The sequence below is a fragment of the Flavobacterium sp. NG2 genome, from assembly GCF_034119845.1.
GTDB lineage: Bacteria > Bacteroidota > Bacteroidia > Flavobacteriales > Flavobacteriaceae > Flavobacterium.
The window spans coordinates 16,288-35,000 of the sequence record NZ_CP139420.1; the positions used below are offsets into that span (position 1 = coordinate 16,288).

Genomic DNA, 18,713 nt, shown 5'->3' on the forward strand with positions numbered 1-18,713 from the left:
AAAATTACAACAATTTATAGTAATTTTTGATTTATTAATGCACGAACTACCTCAATTGCTACGGTATTGGGCTTATCATTGGGTATGATTATATCTGCGAATGCTTTTGTAGGTTCTATAAACTGTTGATGCATGGGTTTTAAGGTAGTTTGATAACGGTTTAAAACTTCATTCATATCTCTTCCTCTCTCAGCGATATCTCTTTTTAATCTTCTAATTAGTCGTTCATCAGCATCGGCATGAACAAATATTTTCACATCAAACAAATCACGAAGTTCAGGATGCGTAAATATCAAAATCCCTTCAACAATTAAAACTTTTCTTGGATGTGTGATAATATAATCTTCGGTACGGTTATGAGTCACAAACGAATAAATGGGTTGATGAATCGTTTTGCCAGACTTCAACTCCATTAAATGAGATACTAAAAGAGGAAAGTCTATAGCTCTAGGATGATCAAAATTAATTGCGCCTCGTTCTTCATAACTCAAATGATGAGTTGCATTGTAATAAGAGTCTTGCGATAGCACTCCTACTTCTGATTCGGGAAATTCATTTACAATCTGGTTTACAACTGTTGTTTTTCCACTTCCTGTACCTCCAGCAATTCCTATAACTAACATATTTTTTTTGTTTAGTATAAATACAAAAATAGGAATTTATTCGGGTTGAATATGTCCGATATTGAATTATAAAACTCGATTTACTTGAACCACTCTTTTAGAATAATAACTTTCTTTAATGGAAGAAATAATTACTCCCGAATTTGATGCATGAATAAATTTAACATCACCATCAGCGACTTCCACCACCATACCCACATGATTGATTTGGCGCCCTCCTCTAGTCTTAAAAAATATCAAATCTCCTTTTTGAGCATTATCCAATTCAACAACTTCCCCATATCGAGATTGCTCCAACGAAGTTCTTGGCAGCTGTATATCATGTGCTCCAAAAGCGGTACACATTAATCCTGAACAATCAAAACCGTCCTTTGATGTTCCTCCAATACGGTAACGAACACCTATATTTTCTGAAGCGGTCAAAATCAATTGATCTATAAATTCTGGACCATGATAGGAATTAATATTACTTTCCTCTTCCATTGGCTCTCCAACAAATTCTTGTTTTACAACTGTTGGATTTGTTATTTTCGGACTACGAATAGTCAACAAAGAACCAATATTAAATTTAGTAGCAATTTTAGGATTTTGTCTTTCTAGTTCTTTTACAGTAATACCATAATGTTTTGCTATACCGTATTTGGTTTCTTTCGCTAATACCTTATGAGTAACGGTTACTTCTTCTATTTTATTTTCTATAACTGGCTTGACAACAGTTGTTTTTTCTGTGTTTGAAATCTGAGTATTTGCAACAGCTGTTTCTTTTCCACTTTGAATTTCTTTTTCTGAAGAAACTCCATTGGTTTCTTTGGCTGGAATGTTAATCTTTTGTCCAATTTTCAAACCTTCTGATTCCAAATTAGGATTCGCTTTATCCAAATCAGCAACTGTAATACCGTATTCTTTAGCAATACCATATTTGGTTTCCTTTTGCAATACTTCGTGAATAATTCCTGAATCAGTTGTAGACTCTTTTTTGACCACTTCAACAGTTGGTAAAACATTCTCAACTGTCGCTTTGGTTTTTTCTTCAACCTTAGGCGCCACCTCTTTTTTCTCTTGAGTTGATTCCTTTGACTCAGAAGCCACAACAGCTTGCTTCACTTTTGCTGGAATCATAATCATTTGTCCCACTTTTAAAGCTTTACCTTCTAATTTAGGATTTGCATTATCTAAGTCAGCGACAGTAATTCCATATTCTTTAGCAATACTATACTTGGTTTGTTTAGGTAATACCTCATATTCAAAGCCTACCGTTTCTTTTACTGCTTCAACAGTTATATTTGATGGAGAAGAGACCATAACATCCTTCAAAATCAATTTTCCAGAAACTTCATCTTCTTTTTTAGGCAAAACTACTTCTTTCGATTCTGAAACAACATCTGGAACGTATTTTTTGACAGGAATAATTATCTTTTGTCCTACTTTCAACTCTTCTGTTTGTAAAATAGGGTTTGCCATATCCAACATCGCCACTGTAATACCATGCTCCTTTGCAATATTGTATTTGGTTTCCTTTGGTAAAACTTCATATTCAATTCCTTCGGTATATTTTATGCTTGTTTGCAAATCCTCAGTAGCAGCTGTTAATTCCTTTGGAGATACTTTCTTTTTTCTTAAAGTTCCACCTATAATTATAAGCTTCTGCCCTACTTTAAGTCCAGATTCTTCAAGGGTTGGATTTGCTTTGTATAAGTCATCTACTGCTACACTATATTCTTTTGAGATACCGTAAAGTGTTTCTTTAGCCAACACTTCGTGTATAATTTCGGGAGTTAAAGAAGCTTTTGAAGAAGAAATATCATTTTGAGAAGCAATAGGAATCAACAAAACCGATTTGAATTTTATTCCATTTTTGGCTTCGGGATTTAGTTCGTAGATATCACTAGCCTTAAGATTGTATTGTTTTGCAATTTTCGAAATAGTTTCTCCTTTAGAAACGATGTGTTCTGTAGTTTTTTGCTGTGAAAAAGCGGTAAAACCAAACAACAAGACCGTGATTAAAATCCAACTATAACTCCTCATAAAATTTATTTCTATTTAAATCAAAACAAGTCGTTTTGAGTAAAATTTAGCTTATTATTTAACAATAATCGAAAAACATGAATTAACGCTATTTTCGGACCGTAAAAATACTTCTTCCGTGCAAATATCGCATTTTATTTAACAAATCCTTGTACGCATTTTAACAATTCTAAATAATTAATAAGCACTTAAAAAAATTTAAAATTGATTTTTTTTTATTCAAACCAACTTAATAAGTCTCCTAAAAATAGATTTAATTCAAATCAACGCCTCCCCTAGATTTTATTATAAAAAACGCCATTTCACTATCCCTATTTTTTTAGAAAAAAAACAAGATAGATTTATTTGATAAAAAAAATAAATCAAAATATACTAACAACCAGTAGATTAATCAAAATTAAATTATATATTTGGAAACCAGAATTGGATAACCAATTTAGTTATCCTGACTGGGAAACCAATTTTACAACCTAAATAAATAACAATTATGAAAAAACAATTACTTAGTCAAGCAAGACTATCGCAGTTTTTGTGCTGCTTAGCGCTTTTTTTACTGTGCTCCAATTTGAGTTGGGGACAAACTACAGTGTTTCATGAAACATTTGGTTCTACTGCTATTACATGGTCAGCTCCAACTCCCGTTTTTCACACAGGAGGAACTTCAACAGTACCTGCATCACCTAGTCAAGCAGTTTACACTCGTATTACAAATCCTGCAGCCACTTCGGCTACGGCAGCAAACGTTGCTTTAAATAGCACTGATGGTTACTTATATATGCCTCAAACTGCGAGTGGAAACGGAAAAATTTTCCAATCGACTCCAATTCCAACTGGACTTAATCCAATATTAACAAATAACACTGGTGATATAACTTGGACTTTTAATGTTAGAACTTCCAACAATTCAGTTACAGCATCTACTTTTAATGATAATGGTAGATTCTTTGGTGTTATTTTGGGCGCTAATAGTACAAATGCATTTACATCAGGAAGCACACAATCTGGATATGCCGTAGTTATAAATAAAAGCACAACTGATGCTAATTATAACGCTATTAAGTTAGTAAAAATGGAAAATGGCTTTGTTTCAGGAACTACTGGTGTTACTACTTTATTAGAGTCTCCTGCAGTCACTGCTAATAATAATTTTTATAGTGTTAAGGTGGTTTATGATCCAAATAATGACAATTTCAAGATGTACTATCGTAATGACGGTGCTTCAGCCTGGACAAATGCTGCAACAGATTCTGGCTACACTCAAGTAGGTGCAGAAGCAGGAATTACTGAAACAACATTCGTAAGTACTACAATGGTTACTCAAGGTGTTTTCTCTGGAAATTCAGCTACCGGTTCAGGGTTTTTCTTTGACAATATGAAAATAGTAGTATCACCACCTCCAACTGCTCCAATAATCAGCAATTCACCAGCTTTTACAACTTTTACTTACGAAGGCACTGGACCATCCACTATTCAAACTTCTGTTATTGATGGTGACAATTTAACTGGAGACATAACATTAGAAATAAACACTGCAACAGATAAATATCAATTTTCATTAAACAATTTTTCAACTATTGCTACTACAGGAACTCTTGTTATACCAGATTTAGGAAGTTTATCTGTTCGTTTGAAAGCAGGTTTAGCTGCTGGACCTCAAAATCAAACTATTGAATTAAAATCAAACGCAGATTTATATACTAAAAACATTAATTTATCAGGAACAGTTATTGGTGCGTACACTTATAATGGTTCTGGTTCTTTATCTGATGTTAATAACTGGACACCTGTCCCTTCAGCAATGACTGAAGCAGCAGCTAAATTTTATATTACTACTAATGCAGCAACAGATTTCGTATGGGCATTAGGCGCAAGTTCTATAGCTTCTGTTAAGGATGGAGCAACATTAACCATAGCTGATACTTTTCCTATAACAGGACAAGTAAATGTGCTCGCAGCTAGTACTTTAATTATTGATAATTCTACTTACCCAACTTTGGGTACTATAGACGCTACTTCGAATGTACATTTACGTAAACAACCTATAACTACGCATACTGGTAGCATTTCTTTCGGTAATTTATTTATTGACGGAGGTAATACGATCACTTTTAGTGGTGGTTCTTCAATATTATCAGGAACTTATACTATTAATGGTACACTTACTGTTGCAGAAGATTCTAATATATCATTTAATAGTTCATCTCCTTATAGTTCATTATATTTTGCAACTGGGGCAAAAGCTGTAATAAATGGTAACTTAAAACAATCTAGAGCATTTAATTTAGTTGAATTTAGTAAAGCTAGCTTACAAACTGTTAATAACAATCCTCCTCTTCAATTTTTTGACGCTGAAGCTGTAGGAGTAAACTTTATTTTAGGACCAAATAGTACTATAGAATATTCAAGAGGAAATAGCAGTACACCTCAATTAGTTACTCCAAGATCAGATTATAAAAATTTAGCATTTTCTGATGGTTCAAATGGCGCAAATACAAAAACTGTTGATGGGACAATAAATGTTTCTGGCACATTAACATTAAATCATTTGGCTGGTGCAAGTACATTTGCAGGTTCGGGTAATTTTACATTAGGAAACGGAGCAACTATAGTAAGAACTTCAGGTTCATTTGGAACAGCTGTGCCAATTAATTTTGGAAGCTCAGTAAATGTAACATACGATGGTACTACAGCAATAACTACGGGTGAAGAGATACCATCTAACCCATCGACTTTAAATAATCTTATAATTAACAATGCAGCTGGTGTTACTTTGTCTGAACCAATTATAGTAAATAATGCTACTAAAATTCTTAGTGGAAAATTAAATCTTGGAACATTTGCCCACAGTACAAACAAACTTAATCGTGGTATCTTAGATTCTGCAGCTGGTTCTTGGGGAAGTACTGCTTCAGCGGCTACTAACAAAGACGACGATCATTTTGATGTAGCAGGAACTGGAATTTTAAATCTTATTACATCAACATTAAGTACAAAAGATTTTGAATCAGGTACTTTTACTTATTATCCAAACCCAGTTGAAGACATCCTTACTTTAAACTATGCAAACACTATTGATACTGTAGAGGTGTTTAATATTTTAGGGCAAAAAGTTTACGCTTCACAACCAAATGCAACTTCTACTCAATTAGATTTAAGCAATTTAAAAAGCGCTATCTATATTGTAAAGATTTCTTCAAATGGAAAAGCTGTTGCAGCACGTATTTATAAAAAATAATTAGTTTTTAATTAATTTTTTTCTAAGCCCTAATGAAACTTTATTCATTAGGGCTTTTTTTTGACTTTTAAAAGGAATTAAAAAAAAATCACATTCATACTTCACGATAAATCTTAATTAACTACTAGCATATTAATTGTAAATAACAAAACATAGGAATTAAACACTACTGACCAACGCTATTAAAAAATCAATCTAACATGCTAGGACTATTAAAGTTATATTAAAAAAAACAGTTAGCTAGAAAGAAAAAGCTATTTTATCTTTATTTATGAAATAGTTTTTATAAAAGTATCCTTTGTACGCATTTTAACAAAATACCCCATAAAAAAAGCGCCCTGTTGACACAGAACGCTTTATAAAATAGCTAACTAAAAATAGTTTTTATGAATTTGCTTCAGCAGCAATCAAGTTTAATGCTGAACCAGCCACAAACCAACCAATTTGGCTTGCATTATAGGTATGATTAGCTTTGATAAGATCTTTCGAACCATCAGCATGAACAAATTCTATTGTTAACGGTTTTCCTGGAGCAAAATCTACTAAATCAATAAAATTGATCGTATCATCTTCCTGAATTTTATCGTAATCCGCCTCGTTCGCAAAAGTCAACCCTAATAAACCTTGTTTTTTAAGGTTAGTTTCATGGATACGAGCAAATGATTTTACTAATACCGCTTTTACACCTAAGAAACGTGGTTCCATAGCCGCATGTTCACGAGAAGAACCTTCACCATAGTTATGATCCCCTACCACCACAGATGGCACGCCAGCAGCTTTGTACGCACGAGCTACAGCAGGAACTGCATCATACTCACCCGTCAATTGATTTTTAACTGAATTTGTATTTTGGTTAAAAGCATTTACAGCACCAATCAACATATTATTAGAAATATTATCCAAATGTCCACGGAAACGCAACCAAGGCCCAGCCATAGAAATATGGTCCGTAGTACATTTACCAAATGCCTTTATTAGTAATTTCGCACCTGTAATATTCTTTCCATTCCAAGCATCAAAGGGTTCTAATAATTGCAAACGATCTGAAGTTTCACTAACAACGATTTTGACCCCTGAACCATCAGCGGCAGGAGCCTGGAATCCAGCATCCTCAACATCAAATCCTCTTTTTGGCAATTCATCCCCAAATGGCGCTTTTAATTTAACTTCTTCCCCTTTATCATTCAACAACGTATCGGTTAATGGATTAAAATCCAATCTCCCTGAAATAGCTAAAGCAGCCACCATTTCTGGCGAAGTCACAAAAGCATGTGTATTTGGGTTACCATCCGCCCTTTTTGAAAAATTTCGGTTAAAGGAATGCACAATGGTGTTTTTCTCTTGTTTATCGGCACCTGCTCTATCCCATTGTCCAATACATGGTCCACAAGCATTGGTAAACACTTTGGTTCCCATTTTTTCAAAAGCAGCAATCATTCCGTCTCTTTCGATGGTGTATCGAATTTGCTCAGACCCTGGATTAACACCAAATTCCGCTTTGGGAGAAATACCATGTTCCACAGCTTGATTCACAATCGATACTGCACGAGCCATATCTTCATAAGAGGAGTTCGTACAAGAACCAATTAATCCCCATTCTACTTTTATTGGCCAGCCGTTTGCTTTTGCCTCTTCTTTCATTTTAGAAACTGGAGTCCCTCTATCTGGAGTAAAAGGGCCATTGATATGAGGCTCTAACTCTGAAAGATTAATTTCAATTACTTGATCAAAGTATTTTTCTGGATTTGCATACACTTCAGCATCACCTGTTAAGTAATCCGCTACTTTATCAGCTGCATCCACCACATCTTGACGATCTGTTGCAGTCAAATATCGTCTCATGGAATCATCGTATCCAAAAGTAGAAGTAGTCGCACCAATTTCTGCACCCATATTACAAATGGTTCCCTTACCAGTACAAGACATATTAGTTGCACCTTCACCAAAGTATTCAACGACAGCTCCTGTTCCTCCTTTTACAGTTAGAATATCAGCTACTTTTAAAATTACATCTTTAGGCGAAGTCCAACCAGATAATTTCCCCGTTAATTTCACCCCTATTAATTTAGGGAATTTTAACTCCCATGACATTCCTGACATAACATCTACAGCGTCAGCTCCACCTACACCAATTGCCAACATCCCTAATCCTCCTGCATTTACAGTATGTGAATCCGTTCCAATCATCATTCCACCTGGAAATGCATAATTTTCAAGCACGATTTGATGAATAATTCCCGAACCTGGTTTCCAAAAACCGATACCATATTTATCCGAAACCGAAGATAAAAAATCAAAAACCTCTTTTGATTGGTCATTTGCTAAAGCCAAATCTGGTTTTGCTCCATCTTTAGCCAAAATTAAGTGATCACAATGTACTGTTGTGGGAACAGCAACAGTTTTCTTTCCAGCATGCATAAATTGCAATAATGCCATTTGAGCCGTTGCATCTTGACATGCCACCCTATCTGGAGCAAAATCAACATAATCCACACCTCTTTTATAGGCTTCTTTTGCAACTCCGTCCCATAGGTGGCTATACAAAATTTTCTCTGTCAAAGTAAGGGGACGACCAACAATTTCTCGTGCTGCATCAACACGACTAGTCATGTTGGCATACACTTTTTTAATCATTTCGATATCAAATGCCATAAGATTTATATTTTTGGGTTATTCCTATTTTAAACATTACAAGATACAAAAAAATGAGCTATAAAAAAAGCCTGAGTTTATGGCTCAGGCTTTTGAATTATATTAAAATAATCAAATGATTATCCAACTAACTGTTTATGTGAAGGCGAGAACTTAGTCAAGCTGATTCCATCAACTGCAGCAATATACTCCTCAATAGTAGGAGTTCTACCAAGAATTGTTGACAATACTACAACAGGTGTCGAAGAAAGTAAAGATTCTCCTTTTTTACCTTCAGCATCCTCTACAACTCTTCCTTGGAAAAGACGAGTAGATGTTGCCATTACCGTATCACCTTTTGCAGCTTTTTCTTGGTTACCCATACAAAGGTTACAACCTGGACGCTCTAGGTATAACATTTTTTCGTAAGATACACGAGCTGCGGCTTTAGGAGCGTTGTCATCAAATTCGAAACCAGAATATTTTTGCAATACTTCCCAGTCACCTTCAGCCTTAAGTTCATCTACAATATTATAAGTAGGAGGCGCTACTACAAGAGGAGCTTTAAATTCTACCTTACCTTGTTGACGCTCTATATTCTTAAGCATTTGAGCAAGGATTTTCATATCTCCTTTATGAACCATACATGACCCAATGAAACCTAAATCTACTTTTTTATCTCCACCATAGAAAGATAATGGACGGATAGTATCATGAGTGTATCGTTTAGAAACATCAGCATTATTTACATCTGGATCTGCAATCATTGGCTCAGCAATCACATCAAGATCTACAACTACTTCAGCAAAATATTTAGCATCTGCATCTGGAGCCAGTGCTGGTTTCACACCAGTTTTGATTTCTTCAATTCTTTTATCAGCAATAGCAATTAAGCCTTTAAGAACCTGTTTCGCATTATCCATTCCTTTATCAATCATAATTTGGATTCTGCTTTTTGCTATTTCTAATGATTCAATCAAAGTAGCATCCTCAGAAATACAGATAGAAGCTTTTGCTTTCATCTCTGCAGTCCAATCTGTAAAAGTAAAGGCCTGGTCAGCAGTAAGAGTACCAATATGTACTTCAATAACTCTACCTTGGAAAACATTATCTCCTTTAAATTGGTGTAGCATCTGTGCTTGTGTAGCATGAACCACATCACGGAAATCCATATAAGGTTTCATTTCACCTTTGAAAGTAACTTTTACCGATTGAGGAATTGGCATTGTAGCCTCACCAGTAGCTAATGCCAAAGCAACAGTTCCTGAATCAGCTCCAAAAGCTACACCTTTAGACATTCTTGTATGAGAGTCACCACCAATAATGATAGCCCAATCATCAACAGTAATATCATTCAATACTTTGTGAATTACATCGGTCATAGCTGGATAATTCCCTTTAGGATCACGAGCTGTAATCAAACCGAAGTCATTCATAAACTTCATTAATCTTGGGATATTAGCTTTAGATTTGTTATCCCAAACTGAAGCAGTATGACAACCTGATTGGTAAGCACCGTCAACAATTGGCGAAATCACAGTTGCAGCCATAGACTCCAATTCCTGAGACGTCATTAAACCAGTTGTATCTTGAGAACCAACAATATTAACTTCTACACGTACATCTGAACCTGCATGTAACACTTTACCTGGAGTAGTTCCTACAGCATTTTTATTGAATATTTTCTCAACAGCCGTAAGTCCCTGCCCTTCAATAGAAACTTCTTTTGATGGAGCATATACTTGAGGAATCTCAATGTTTAAAGTTTTACAAGCAAATGTTTGTAATTTTTTACCAAAAACGATAGCGTATGATCCACCCGCTTTGATAAATTCAACTTTTTGAGGAGTTAAAGAAGCAGAGATATCAATTAACTCTTTATCTCCGTTATATAATTTCTTTGTTTTTGTATTGATAGTAAGAACAGTTCCTGTTGCTACAGAGTATACTTCTTCCAAAACAGGATCTCCTGCTTCGTCAACAACAACATTTCCTTCTGCATCTAACTTTTTAACCCAGTTTTTAAGGTCAATTCCGATTCCACCTGTAACACCAACAGTAGTTAAGAAAATTGGTGAAATACCATTAGTACCCGCGATGATTGGAGCGATATTGATAAACGGAACATAAGGACTTGCTTGTTTTCCTGTCCATAACGCCACGTTATTTACACCTGACATTCTTGATGAACCAACACCCATTGTTCCTTTTTCAGCGATTAACATCACACTCTTATCAGGATGCGCCTCACTCAAAGTTTTAATTTCATCCTGTGCTTGTGCAGAAATCAAACATTTTCCATGTAACTCACGGTCAGATCTTGAGTGCGCTTGATTTCCTGGAGAAAGTAAATCTGTTGAGATATCTCCTTCACCAGCAATATAAGTAACCACCTTAATTTCTTCTGGAATATCAGATAATTTTGTAAAAAACTCAGCTTTAGCATAGCTTTCTAAAATGTCCTTAGCGATAGTATTACCGTTTTTGAATGCTACTTCTAAACGTTCTGTATCTGCTTCATAAAGATACACTTGAGTTTTTAACACTTCAGCCGCCTCTTTTGCGATAGCAACATCAGATCCTAAAGCCAAATCAAGCAATACTTCAATAGAAGTACCACCTTTCATATGTGATAACAACTCTAAAGCAAAAGCAGGTGTAATTTCAGCAACAACTGATTCCCCTAAAATGATTTCCTTCAAAAATTTAGCTTTCACACCAGCAGCAGGAGTAGTACCAGGCACAACATTATAAATAAAGAAGTTTAGAGAATCAGCTCTATACTCATTATTCAAATCTTTAATTTGCGAAATGATTTCGCTTAGCAATTCAGCACCATCAATTGGCTTAGGGTTCAAACCTTGGCTTTTTCTTTCTTCAATCTCTTGGATGTAATCCTGATAAGTATTCATAATAGAGTATTTTCAATGTTAATGGCAAAATCTTTTGATCATTTCAACCTCAAATGCCATAATATCTAGGTCGTTTTTATTTATTTGAGATGCAAATTTAGGTATTTAAGCTGAGATTTAAAAAAATTTAATAGAAGTGATTTTTTGATAAAAAAAATATTGAAAAATAACAAATTTGACTGTTTAAAATTATCAATAAACCTCGTATTTATCAAAAAAAATAAAGAATCAATAATCAGGCGTCTTTTTTCTAACAAACTAGAAATAGAATGTTATGACATATAACACTCAAAATAGCCTTTTTCAATATTTTACAACTAAAACGATATCGTATTTACAACAAAAAACAGGAAGACAAAAAAACTCCGATTGTTAAATCGGAGCTTAGTGTATTACTATATCAAAACTAATCTATTTAATTAGACTAATTTACCAATAATCATTTCCTCGGTGATACCTTCAGCATCAGCCTTATAATTCTTAATAATTCGGTGTCTCAAAATCCCAACAGCTACTGCTTTGACATCTTCAATATCAGGTGAAAATTTACCATGAAAAGCGGCATGTGCCTTGGCGGCTAAAATCAAATTCTGGGAAGCTCTTGGTCCTGCACCCCAATCCAAATAAGTTTTAACAAAAGCATCTGACAACTGACTATTAGGTCTAGTCTTGCCTACCAAAGTGACTGCATACTCTATGACATTATCGGCTACAGGAATCCTGCGAATCAAATGCTGAAAATCAATAATTTCTTGAGCGTTGAACAATGGCAAAATGGTATTCACAGCATCAGAAGTTGTTCGTTTCACCACCTCTACTTCTTCATCAAAAGAAGGATATTCTAATTTAATAGCAAACATAAAACGGTCCAATTGTGCTTCTGGCAAAGGATAAGTTCCCTCCTGCTCAATTGGGTTTTGAGTCGCTAAAACAAAATACGGTAAGGATAATTTATAATTAGCTCCCGCAATGGTTACGGAGCGTTCTTGCATAGCTTCAAGTAAAGCCGCTTGTGTTTTAGGTGGCGTTCTATTGATTTCATCAGCCAAAACAATATTCGAAAAAACTGGGCCTTTGATAAACTTAAATTGACGGCTTTCGTCTAAGATTTCACTTCCTAAAATATCAGAAGGCATTAAATCAGGGGTAAACTGAATTCTTTTAAAATCCAATCCCAAAGCTTGCGAAAGAGTATTCACTAATAAAGTTTTCGCCAATCCAGGAACACCAACCAATAATGCATGTCCGCCAGAAAAAATAGAAATCAGTATTTGGTCTACAACTTCATCTTGACCTACAATGACTTTGGCGATTTCTTTTTTAAGTTCCTTACGTTTTTGAACCAAATTTTGTATTGCGGCTACGTCTGACATTTTTGAATCAATTTTATATTAAAAAAGAGCTCGTTTTTGGGTTCAAACCACGAATTATATTTTTTTCTACCACAAATTACACTAATTAACACAAATCAATATCTGAAATTTCAATTACACTAATTGAAATAGAAACTTTAGTTAATTTGAATAAAAAAATTACGTGACTATTTCATATATATTAGTGAAATTAACACAACAATTAAATTAGTGCTAATTTGTATAATTTGTGGTTATACTTTTTCTTAAAATTATTTTTTCAACCAGTTGTTTGTGAATTCACAATCTCTATATTCACCTAGTATTTTAACATAGGTTTCTTTGATTTTTTCATCAAACCATTTTCCGATAGCTTGAATTTGCTTTTCCTTCAAAGCCAAATCTTTAATTTTAATATAGTCTTTTGCATAATCTGCTGTATGCTCGTTTATTCTGTTGGTAACATTAATCAACTTATATCTTTTCTTCCCTTGCTTTTCTTCGTCTAAAATAGGTTGCGAAATCTCATTGTCCTTCAAGTTCGAAACCTGACTGTACAACACTGGATCCATTTTAGTCAATTCAAAACGAGTATCTTGCGTTTTAGGATTAATCAAAGTTCCACCATTAGCTCTAGTTTCTTTTTCATCAGACATTGTTCTGGCAGCATCAGCAAAACTGATTTCCTTATCCAATATTCTTTTTCGAATCAAACTAATCTTATCCTTTGCTTCTTTCAATGAAGCAGCTGTTTCCTTTGGGGCTAGTAATATATGACGTAAATCCAACTCCTGACCTTTAATTTTTTCTATATAAATAATATGAAAACCAAACTCCGTTTCAAATGGTGCTGATATCTCGCCTTCTTTCAAAGCAAAAGCAACATCTTTAAACTCTTTTACAAAAGGTGTTTTACGATTCATTTTATAAAATCCACCGCTAGCTCTTGAACCCGGATCTTCAGAATACAAAACAGCTTTTGTAGCAAAACTAGAACTACCCGATTCTATTTCCTTTTTAAATTCATTCAATTTTTCAATTACCTTTTTCTTATCTGCCTCAGAAACCTTAGGTGTAACCACAATTTGTGCTACTTCCATTTCAGCACCAAACATTGGCAATTCGTCTTTTGGTATTTTCTTAAAGAAATTACGAACTTCCTCAGGCGTAATTTCTACCCCATCTACAATCTTCTTTTGCATTTCAGAAGTCAATTTATTCTCCTTCAAAATATCAAAGAAATAGGTTTTAAATTCTTCTTCTGAATCTTTTTTATAGTATTGAACTACTTTTTCAATAGAACCAATTTGTTCAACCATATAATTCAAACGCTCCTCCATCATCCCTTTCACTTCCGCATCAGTCACTTTGATACTATCCTGAACCGCTTGATGAGCGTATAGTTTATCCTCTAGCAATTTTCCTAACATTTGACATCTTGTGATATCTTTCACTGATGCTCCTTGACTTGACAACTCCAAAAATGATTTATCAATATCCGAATCCAAAATAATATAATCCCCAACCGTAGCTATAATACCATCGATTTTTTGCCTTCCTTTATTTTCAGTTTTTTGAACCACAGGCTCAACGTCCTTAATTATTTCTTGCGCACTCATTCCAAGACCACACAACAACATCAAGAAAAACAAAAAGGCTATTTTAGTATGTACAAATTTCATTCGGAGTATTTTAATTGGCATATTATATTTTTAAAGGGTGCGAAACCAAACTATTGCCTTCGCTTTTTTCGTCACACTCCCTATCGCGTCCAAATATACGTGATAAGTTGCAGTAAATAAAAATTTATAGACTGGCTAAATGTTTAAAACGAACAAAAATAACAATTCATCTACATATTACAAGTTTAGCCCTTACTATTAACAAAATATTATCTACGGAAATTATTTTGGGGATGCCCCGCTAAAAAAAAGCGTTAGAACACGGATGAAACGGATTAGCTAAAGCTAAAAAACGGATAAAAACAGATTTTACTTTACTACTTATCGTTTAATAACGGCTCATGGTTATTATTCCACAAAGATGCACAAAGAAAAAGCACAGAGACTCGCAAAGAGTACCACAAAATTTTAGAGTAACCGTAACCCCAATCTTGTCATTCCGCAGGAATCTCCGCAAGTAGCTCGACAAGGTTTTAAAGTTTATTATTGATTTACCATTATTAGAAATAGATATTTAAAAGCCTAGAAAAACAATTATATGATGGATAAAAATCTAAAGTTCAGTTATGCAAGTAAGCCGCGTTGCAAACGCTACGACTTTTTTTTCAAATGTAAGTAGGTACTCGTCGCAGACGAGCACCAGTGGGAAGTTCTCTCTGCCGAAGATAATGTTTCTTCGTGAAAGCAAAACGTTCTGTAACCGTAATCTCCGCGATTGCGGTTACAGGCTGTTAGCGGCAGTACTAACGTCTGCTTAACCATTCTTCAAGTTTAGTATAATATGAATAACCATCTTCATCTGTTGGTGAGATTACATAATACCCGCCATCAAAATATCCACCTATTTTTCTCGATATAGTATTTGATTGGATTGATTCAATTCTCGGGTAGATTTGTAAATACTCACTTCCAGAAAAAGAATCACCGTCATTTCTAATTGGAAAAATTGCGATATTTCGATCATATCTTTTGGCATCACCGTAGCCAAGTTCCCAATTGCACCACTTAGATGCTATGGCCGATTCAGTAGCTAATAAAATAAATTTATCACATTCATCGATTTTGTCTTTTATACGTTTTGCTGTTTTGCCTGAAGTGTTTTTTGGCATTCCAGTATCTAACCAGTCAACATAAATGTTGACTCCAAATCTCTTTAAAAAGGAAACAGCGCTATCGAGTTCAGCTAATTCATCATGTTTGTGTGAAAGAAAAATAGTTGTTTTTCCCGCACTTGTTTCTTTTTTGAATTCTGATAAACTGTCAGTTATAGACTTAGAAAATGTTCTAGTTTTGTTTCGATTTTCTAGAAGTGTAGATTTACTAATGACACTCATCTTTAATAATTTGATCTAATTTTAATTGCTTCTTCAATCCAATTTTCAATATTATTCCAAATGTAATTGTATGTGTCTTTACTGTCATAATAAGGTGAATCGTAGCATTTAACAATGTTTGATAAACTTTTTCCATCCACATTGAAACCAGAGAATGGATTTGATCCTTTGCTTGATTGATAGCCATTTATATCTTTTAATTTATGGATATAAATGCCAAGTAATGCTCTTCCGTCATTCCATGCTTTTTTGATTTCATAATCAATCCATTTTCTGCCAGCAGTTTCGCTACCTACTAAAACTATCACACATGATTTTCCATACATATTGTTATCAATCCATGTTTCAATTGCTTTGTTACCACCTCTTGTAACTTCTTCCCAATTGTTTGTAGTTGCAATAGGATTACCTTCAATTTGCCCCATATTTCTAACTTGTGAAGCTCTCCAATTATCAGGTGCATAATGAAAACTTGTAAATACTTTTCTCGCCATATTTATTGTTTTTTTAATTCTTTCAATAATTTTTCTAAAATAACTAATGCTTCTTCGAAAGAAGTTGAAGAAGTTGCCAGTATTTCTAAAAAGGACATAACTTTATCCGGCTTGTCGTAATATTTTTCTGGCTCTTTAGATATAATATTATATATTTCCAATGCTGCGTAGCCAGTCAATCCAATAGGAATACATATACAATTTTGTTCATGTGATATTTCGAATTCTCTAATTACCCCATTGGCAATTTCATTTTTACCAGATACATCTTTGTTGCCAAAAACAAATACTGAAATACCGCATTTTGAAATCATATTTTGCCTATACTCTTCCCACATTTCAAATAATTTTTTACCTCCGGTTTCAAACTGTGGAAAAGGTTTCATAATTAATTGAGATTCAGAATATCTTTTTGGATTTGAAAATATTGCTTCTAATGATCCATTTATTACAGAGCTTCCGATTCCCCAGCCAAAACCATTGACAATTCTATAATCATGTTCTATTACCTTTTTTGATATATTATGAATGAACCCTAGGGATTGATTCCTGTCGAATGGAGAATAAGTTTCAGCACTACCAGATATAAAAATCGTTTGCTTCTTGTAGCGTTTTTCAATTTCTTTGAGTACTTCTGTTATTTCACTATAACTATCTATCCTGAGTGCTTTTATGCCATATCGTTTTAAATCATTTATAATTAAATTTTGCTTTCGGACATTGTAATCTAAACTTGCTTGATCCGATATATTGTAATCTCCAATCTGAGGAGTTTTTACAAAGCAATAGTGTTGTCTTTGCTGCTGTCTGAATCTAAAATTGAGTCTGCTAAGAACATAGTCTAAGTTAGGATCATTAAAACTAAAACCTATAAATAAAAATGTTTTGGTCGTCAATTCACCCGACAAAGCATTCACAAATGGTTCATGCGTTTGGTGATAATGTTCGTATTGTTCTTTTGTGATAATTGCATCATTAGGAAATTCTACATCTCCATGCATTTTATAAAGAACAATATCTCTTTTAGGTTTAGTATTTAAAAGCTGATTAATGTTAACTTTCAGATCGACAACCATATGTTCTTTTTCGAATGACTTCTCAATAAGTTTATCATAATTTGTTGTCCAAATTGATGATATAGGAAGTCTAGAAATTATTTTGTGGTTTTCCGTTTCTCTGACATCTTCCGTAAATTCCTCTAGAATTTTTCGATTTATTTTTGTTCTATTTTGATTCTCATTTACATGAAATTGCGCCATTGAAACTAAATCTTTTTCAACGTTAAGATCAAGTCCTAAGTCGGTAGCAATTTCACTCATTAACTCTGCCCAATTTACATAACCAGCAGGAACAGAAAGTCCAGCCCCAGCAAAAATTGCAGCAGTACCTGAATTAAGGTCTTTGACATAATCGTTTATGAATATATCAATTTCATTAGAAAATTTCATAGAGCAATGTGATTTGTTATTGTATTGTCAAAAATATAACAATATTTTTTTTTGAGTGAGAATGTTGATAAGTATTGCCGCTAACAAGTGTATAAGTCTGACAAAATCCGATTTGTCACCCAAAATAAGGGTGGGCATACCTGAAAGGCATTATACTTTATTCATTTTCAAATATATTTATTATTTCTTACATATTTAAAATACTAAATAAAAATAAAATCTTCCGTGTAAGCACTCCTCCAAAAATCGTAACTATGATAAACAAAACGTCCTTCCTAGCCCTGATCGAAGCGGCATCCTTTTTTTTTTATTTCACCCTGTCAGGGTTTAAAACCCTGACAGGGTGAAATAAAAAAAAAGATATAGCGGAGAGCAGGACGAAATGTTCTTGAAAAACGAGAAGTTTCTGCTCCTAAAAAACAATCAAAACAGGGGGTTATAAAAGAATGGGGCTTTGTTTTTAAATCGGGTATAGAATTAGTACTTTTGCAGACCATTTAGAATTATATATGAGCTTTTTAGAAGAAATACAAAAAAGAAGAACGTTCGGAATCATTTCACATCCCGATGCTGGTAAAACCACATTGACAGAGAAATTACTACTCTTTGGAGGAGCGATTCAAGAGGCGGGTGCCGTGAAAAACAACAAAATCAAGAAAGGCGCGACGAGTGACTTTATGGAAATCGAACGCCAAAGAGGGATTTCGGTTTCTACTTCGGTCTTAGCGTTTAACTATAAAGAGAAGAAAATTAATATTCTGGATACTCCTGGTCACAAGGATTTTGCCGAGGACACTTTTAGAACGCTCACGGCGGTTGATAGTGTGATTGTGGTGATTGACGTTGCCAAAGGGGTTGAGGAACAAACGGAAAAATTAGTTTCGGTTTGTAGAATGCGTAACATACCGATTATTGTTTTCATTAACAAACTGGACCGTGAGGGTAAAGATGCCTTTGACTTGATGGACGAGGTGGAA

Annotated in this window: 11 protein-coding genes (1 of these 11 running past the window's edge); 2 read left to right on the forward strand and 9 right to left on the reverse strand. The window is 34.2% G+C overall.

Going from position 1 to position 18,713, the window contains the following annotated elements; genetic code table 11:
* Window positions 1-14 precede the first annotated feature (14 nt).
* Window positions 15-623 carry a uridine kinase gene (udk, locus tag SLW70_RS00080; protein WP_320889822.1) on the reverse strand — a complete coding sequence of 203 codons (609 nt, stop codon included), beginning with the start codon at window positions 621-623 and terminating at the stop codon, window positions 15-17.
* A gap of 66 nt (window positions 624-689) precedes the next feature.
* Window positions 690-2,648, reverse strand: a complete 1,959-nt coding sequence (locus tag SLW70_RS00085; RefSeq protein ID WP_320889823.1) for a LysM peptidoglycan-binding domain-containing protein — start codon at window positions 2,646-2,648, stop codon at window positions 690-692.
* A gap of 487 nt (window positions 2,649-3,135) precedes the next feature.
* On the opposite strand from SLW70_RS00085, the gene SLW70_RS00090 reads away from it, so the two are divergent.
* Window positions 3,136-5,883 (forward strand): T9SS type A sorting domain-containing protein, encoded by a 2,748-nt coding sequence (locus SLW70_RS00090; protein ID WP_320889825.1) that lies wholly within the window; start codon window positions 3,136-3,138, stop codon window positions 5,881-5,883.
* A gap of 384 nt (window positions 5,884-6,267) precedes the next feature.
* Here SLW70_RS00090 and SLW70_RS00095 read toward each other — a convergent pair whose 3' ends face one another.
* From SLW70_RS00095 to SLW70_RS00125, 7 genes are all read right to left on the reverse strand, one after another.
* Complete coding sequence (locus SLW70_RS00095; RefSeq protein WP_320889826.1) at window positions 6,268-8,535, reverse strand: aconitate hydratase; 2,268 nt, start codon at window positions 8,533-8,535, stop codon at window positions 6,268-6,270.
* 119 nt (window positions 8,536-8,654) lie between these two features.
* Window positions 8,655-11,426: a bifunctional aconitate hydratase 2/2-methylisocitrate dehydratase gene (locus SLW70_RS00100; protein ID WP_320889827.1), complete on the reverse strand. Its 2,772-nt coding sequence runs from the start codon at window positions 11,424-11,426 to the stop codon at window positions 8,655-8,657.
* 419 nt (window positions 11,427-11,845) lie between these two features.
* Window positions 11,846-12,799, reverse strand: coding sequence for a MoxR family ATPase (locus SLW70_RS00105; protein WP_320889828.1), 954 nt, complete (start codon window positions 12,797-12,799; stop codon window positions 11,846-11,848).
* Between the two features lie 251 nt (window positions 12,800-13,050).
* The gene (locus SLW70_RS00110; RefSeq protein WP_414458233.1) at window positions 13,051-14,460 is read right to left on the reverse strand and encodes a peptidylprolyl isomerase; all 1,410 of its coding nucleotides are present in this window, start codon (window positions 14,458-14,460) and stop codon (window positions 13,051-13,053) included.
* Window positions 14,461-15,203: 743 nt separating this feature from the next.
* Window positions 15,204-15,794 carry a toll/interleukin-1 receptor domain-containing protein gene (locus SLW70_RS00115; RefSeq protein ID WP_320889830.1) on the reverse strand — a complete coding sequence of 197 codons (591 nt, stop codon included), beginning with the start codon at window positions 15,792-15,794 and terminating at the stop codon, window positions 15,204-15,206.
* A 2-nt stretch (window positions 15,795-15,796) separates the two neighbouring features.
* Window positions 15,797-16,288 carry a TIR domain-containing protein gene (locus SLW70_RS00120; protein ID WP_320889831.1) on the reverse strand — a complete coding sequence of 164 codons (492 nt, stop codon included), beginning with the start codon at window positions 16,286-16,288 and terminating at the stop codon, window positions 15,797-15,799.
* 2 nt (window positions 16,289-16,290) lie between these two features.
* Window positions 16,291-17,736, reverse strand: a complete 1,446-nt coding sequence (locus tag SLW70_RS00125) for an SIR2 family protein (protein WP_320889832.1) — start codon at window positions 17,734-17,736, stop codon at window positions 16,291-16,293.
* Window positions 17,737-18,245: 509 nt separating this feature from the next.
* On the opposite strand from SLW70_RS00125, the gene SLW70_RS00130 reads away from it, so the two are divergent.
* On the forward strand, window positions 18,246-18,713 hold the beginning of the coding sequence (locus SLW70_RS00130) for a peptide chain release factor 3 (RefSeq protein ID WP_320889833.1). 1,122 nt of this gene lie beyond the right edge of the window; the window shows 468 of its 1,590 coding nt (coding positions 1-468); its start codon is at window positions 18,246-18,248; the stop codon falls past the right edge of the window.

Coding starts and splice junctions, on each gene's coding strand:
- SLW70_RS00115 (WP_320889830.1), bottom strand. CDS start 15,794: ATGAGTGTCATTAGTAAATCTACACTTCTAGAAAATCGAAACAAAACT.
- SLW70_RS00090 (WP_320889825.1), top strand. CDS start 3,136: ATGAAAAAACAATTACTTAGTCAAGCAAGACTATCGCAGTTTTTGTGC.
- SLW70_RS00095 (WP_320889826.1), bottom strand. CDS start 8,535: ATGGCATTTGATATCGAAATGATTAAAAAAGTGTATGCCAACATGACT.
- udk (WP_320889822.1), bottom strand. CDS start 623: ATGTTAGTTATAGGAATTGCTGGAGGTACAGGAAGTGGAAAAACAACA.
- SLW70_RS00110 (WP_414458233.1), bottom strand. CDS start 14,460: ATGAAATTTGTACATACTAAAATAGCCTTTTTGTTTTTCTTGATGTTG.
- SLW70_RS00120 (WP_320889831.1), bottom strand. CDS start 16,288: ATGGCGAGAAAAGTATTTACAAGTTTTCATTATGCACCTGATAATTGG.
- SLW70_RS00105 (WP_320889828.1), bottom strand. CDS start 12,799: ATGTCAGACGTAGCCGCAATACAAAATTTGGTTCAAAAACGTAAGGAA.
- SLW70_RS00085 (WP_320889823.1), bottom strand. CDS start 2,648: ATGAGGAGTTATAGTTGGATTTTAATCACGGTCTTGTTGTTTGGTTTT.
- SLW70_RS00100 (WP_320889827.1), bottom strand. CDS start 11,426: ATGAATACTTATCAGGATTACATCCAAGAGATTGAAGAAAGAAAAAGC.
- SLW70_RS00125 (WP_320889832.1), bottom strand. CDS start 17,736: ATGAAATTTTCTAATGAAATTGATATATTCATAAACGATTATGTCAAA.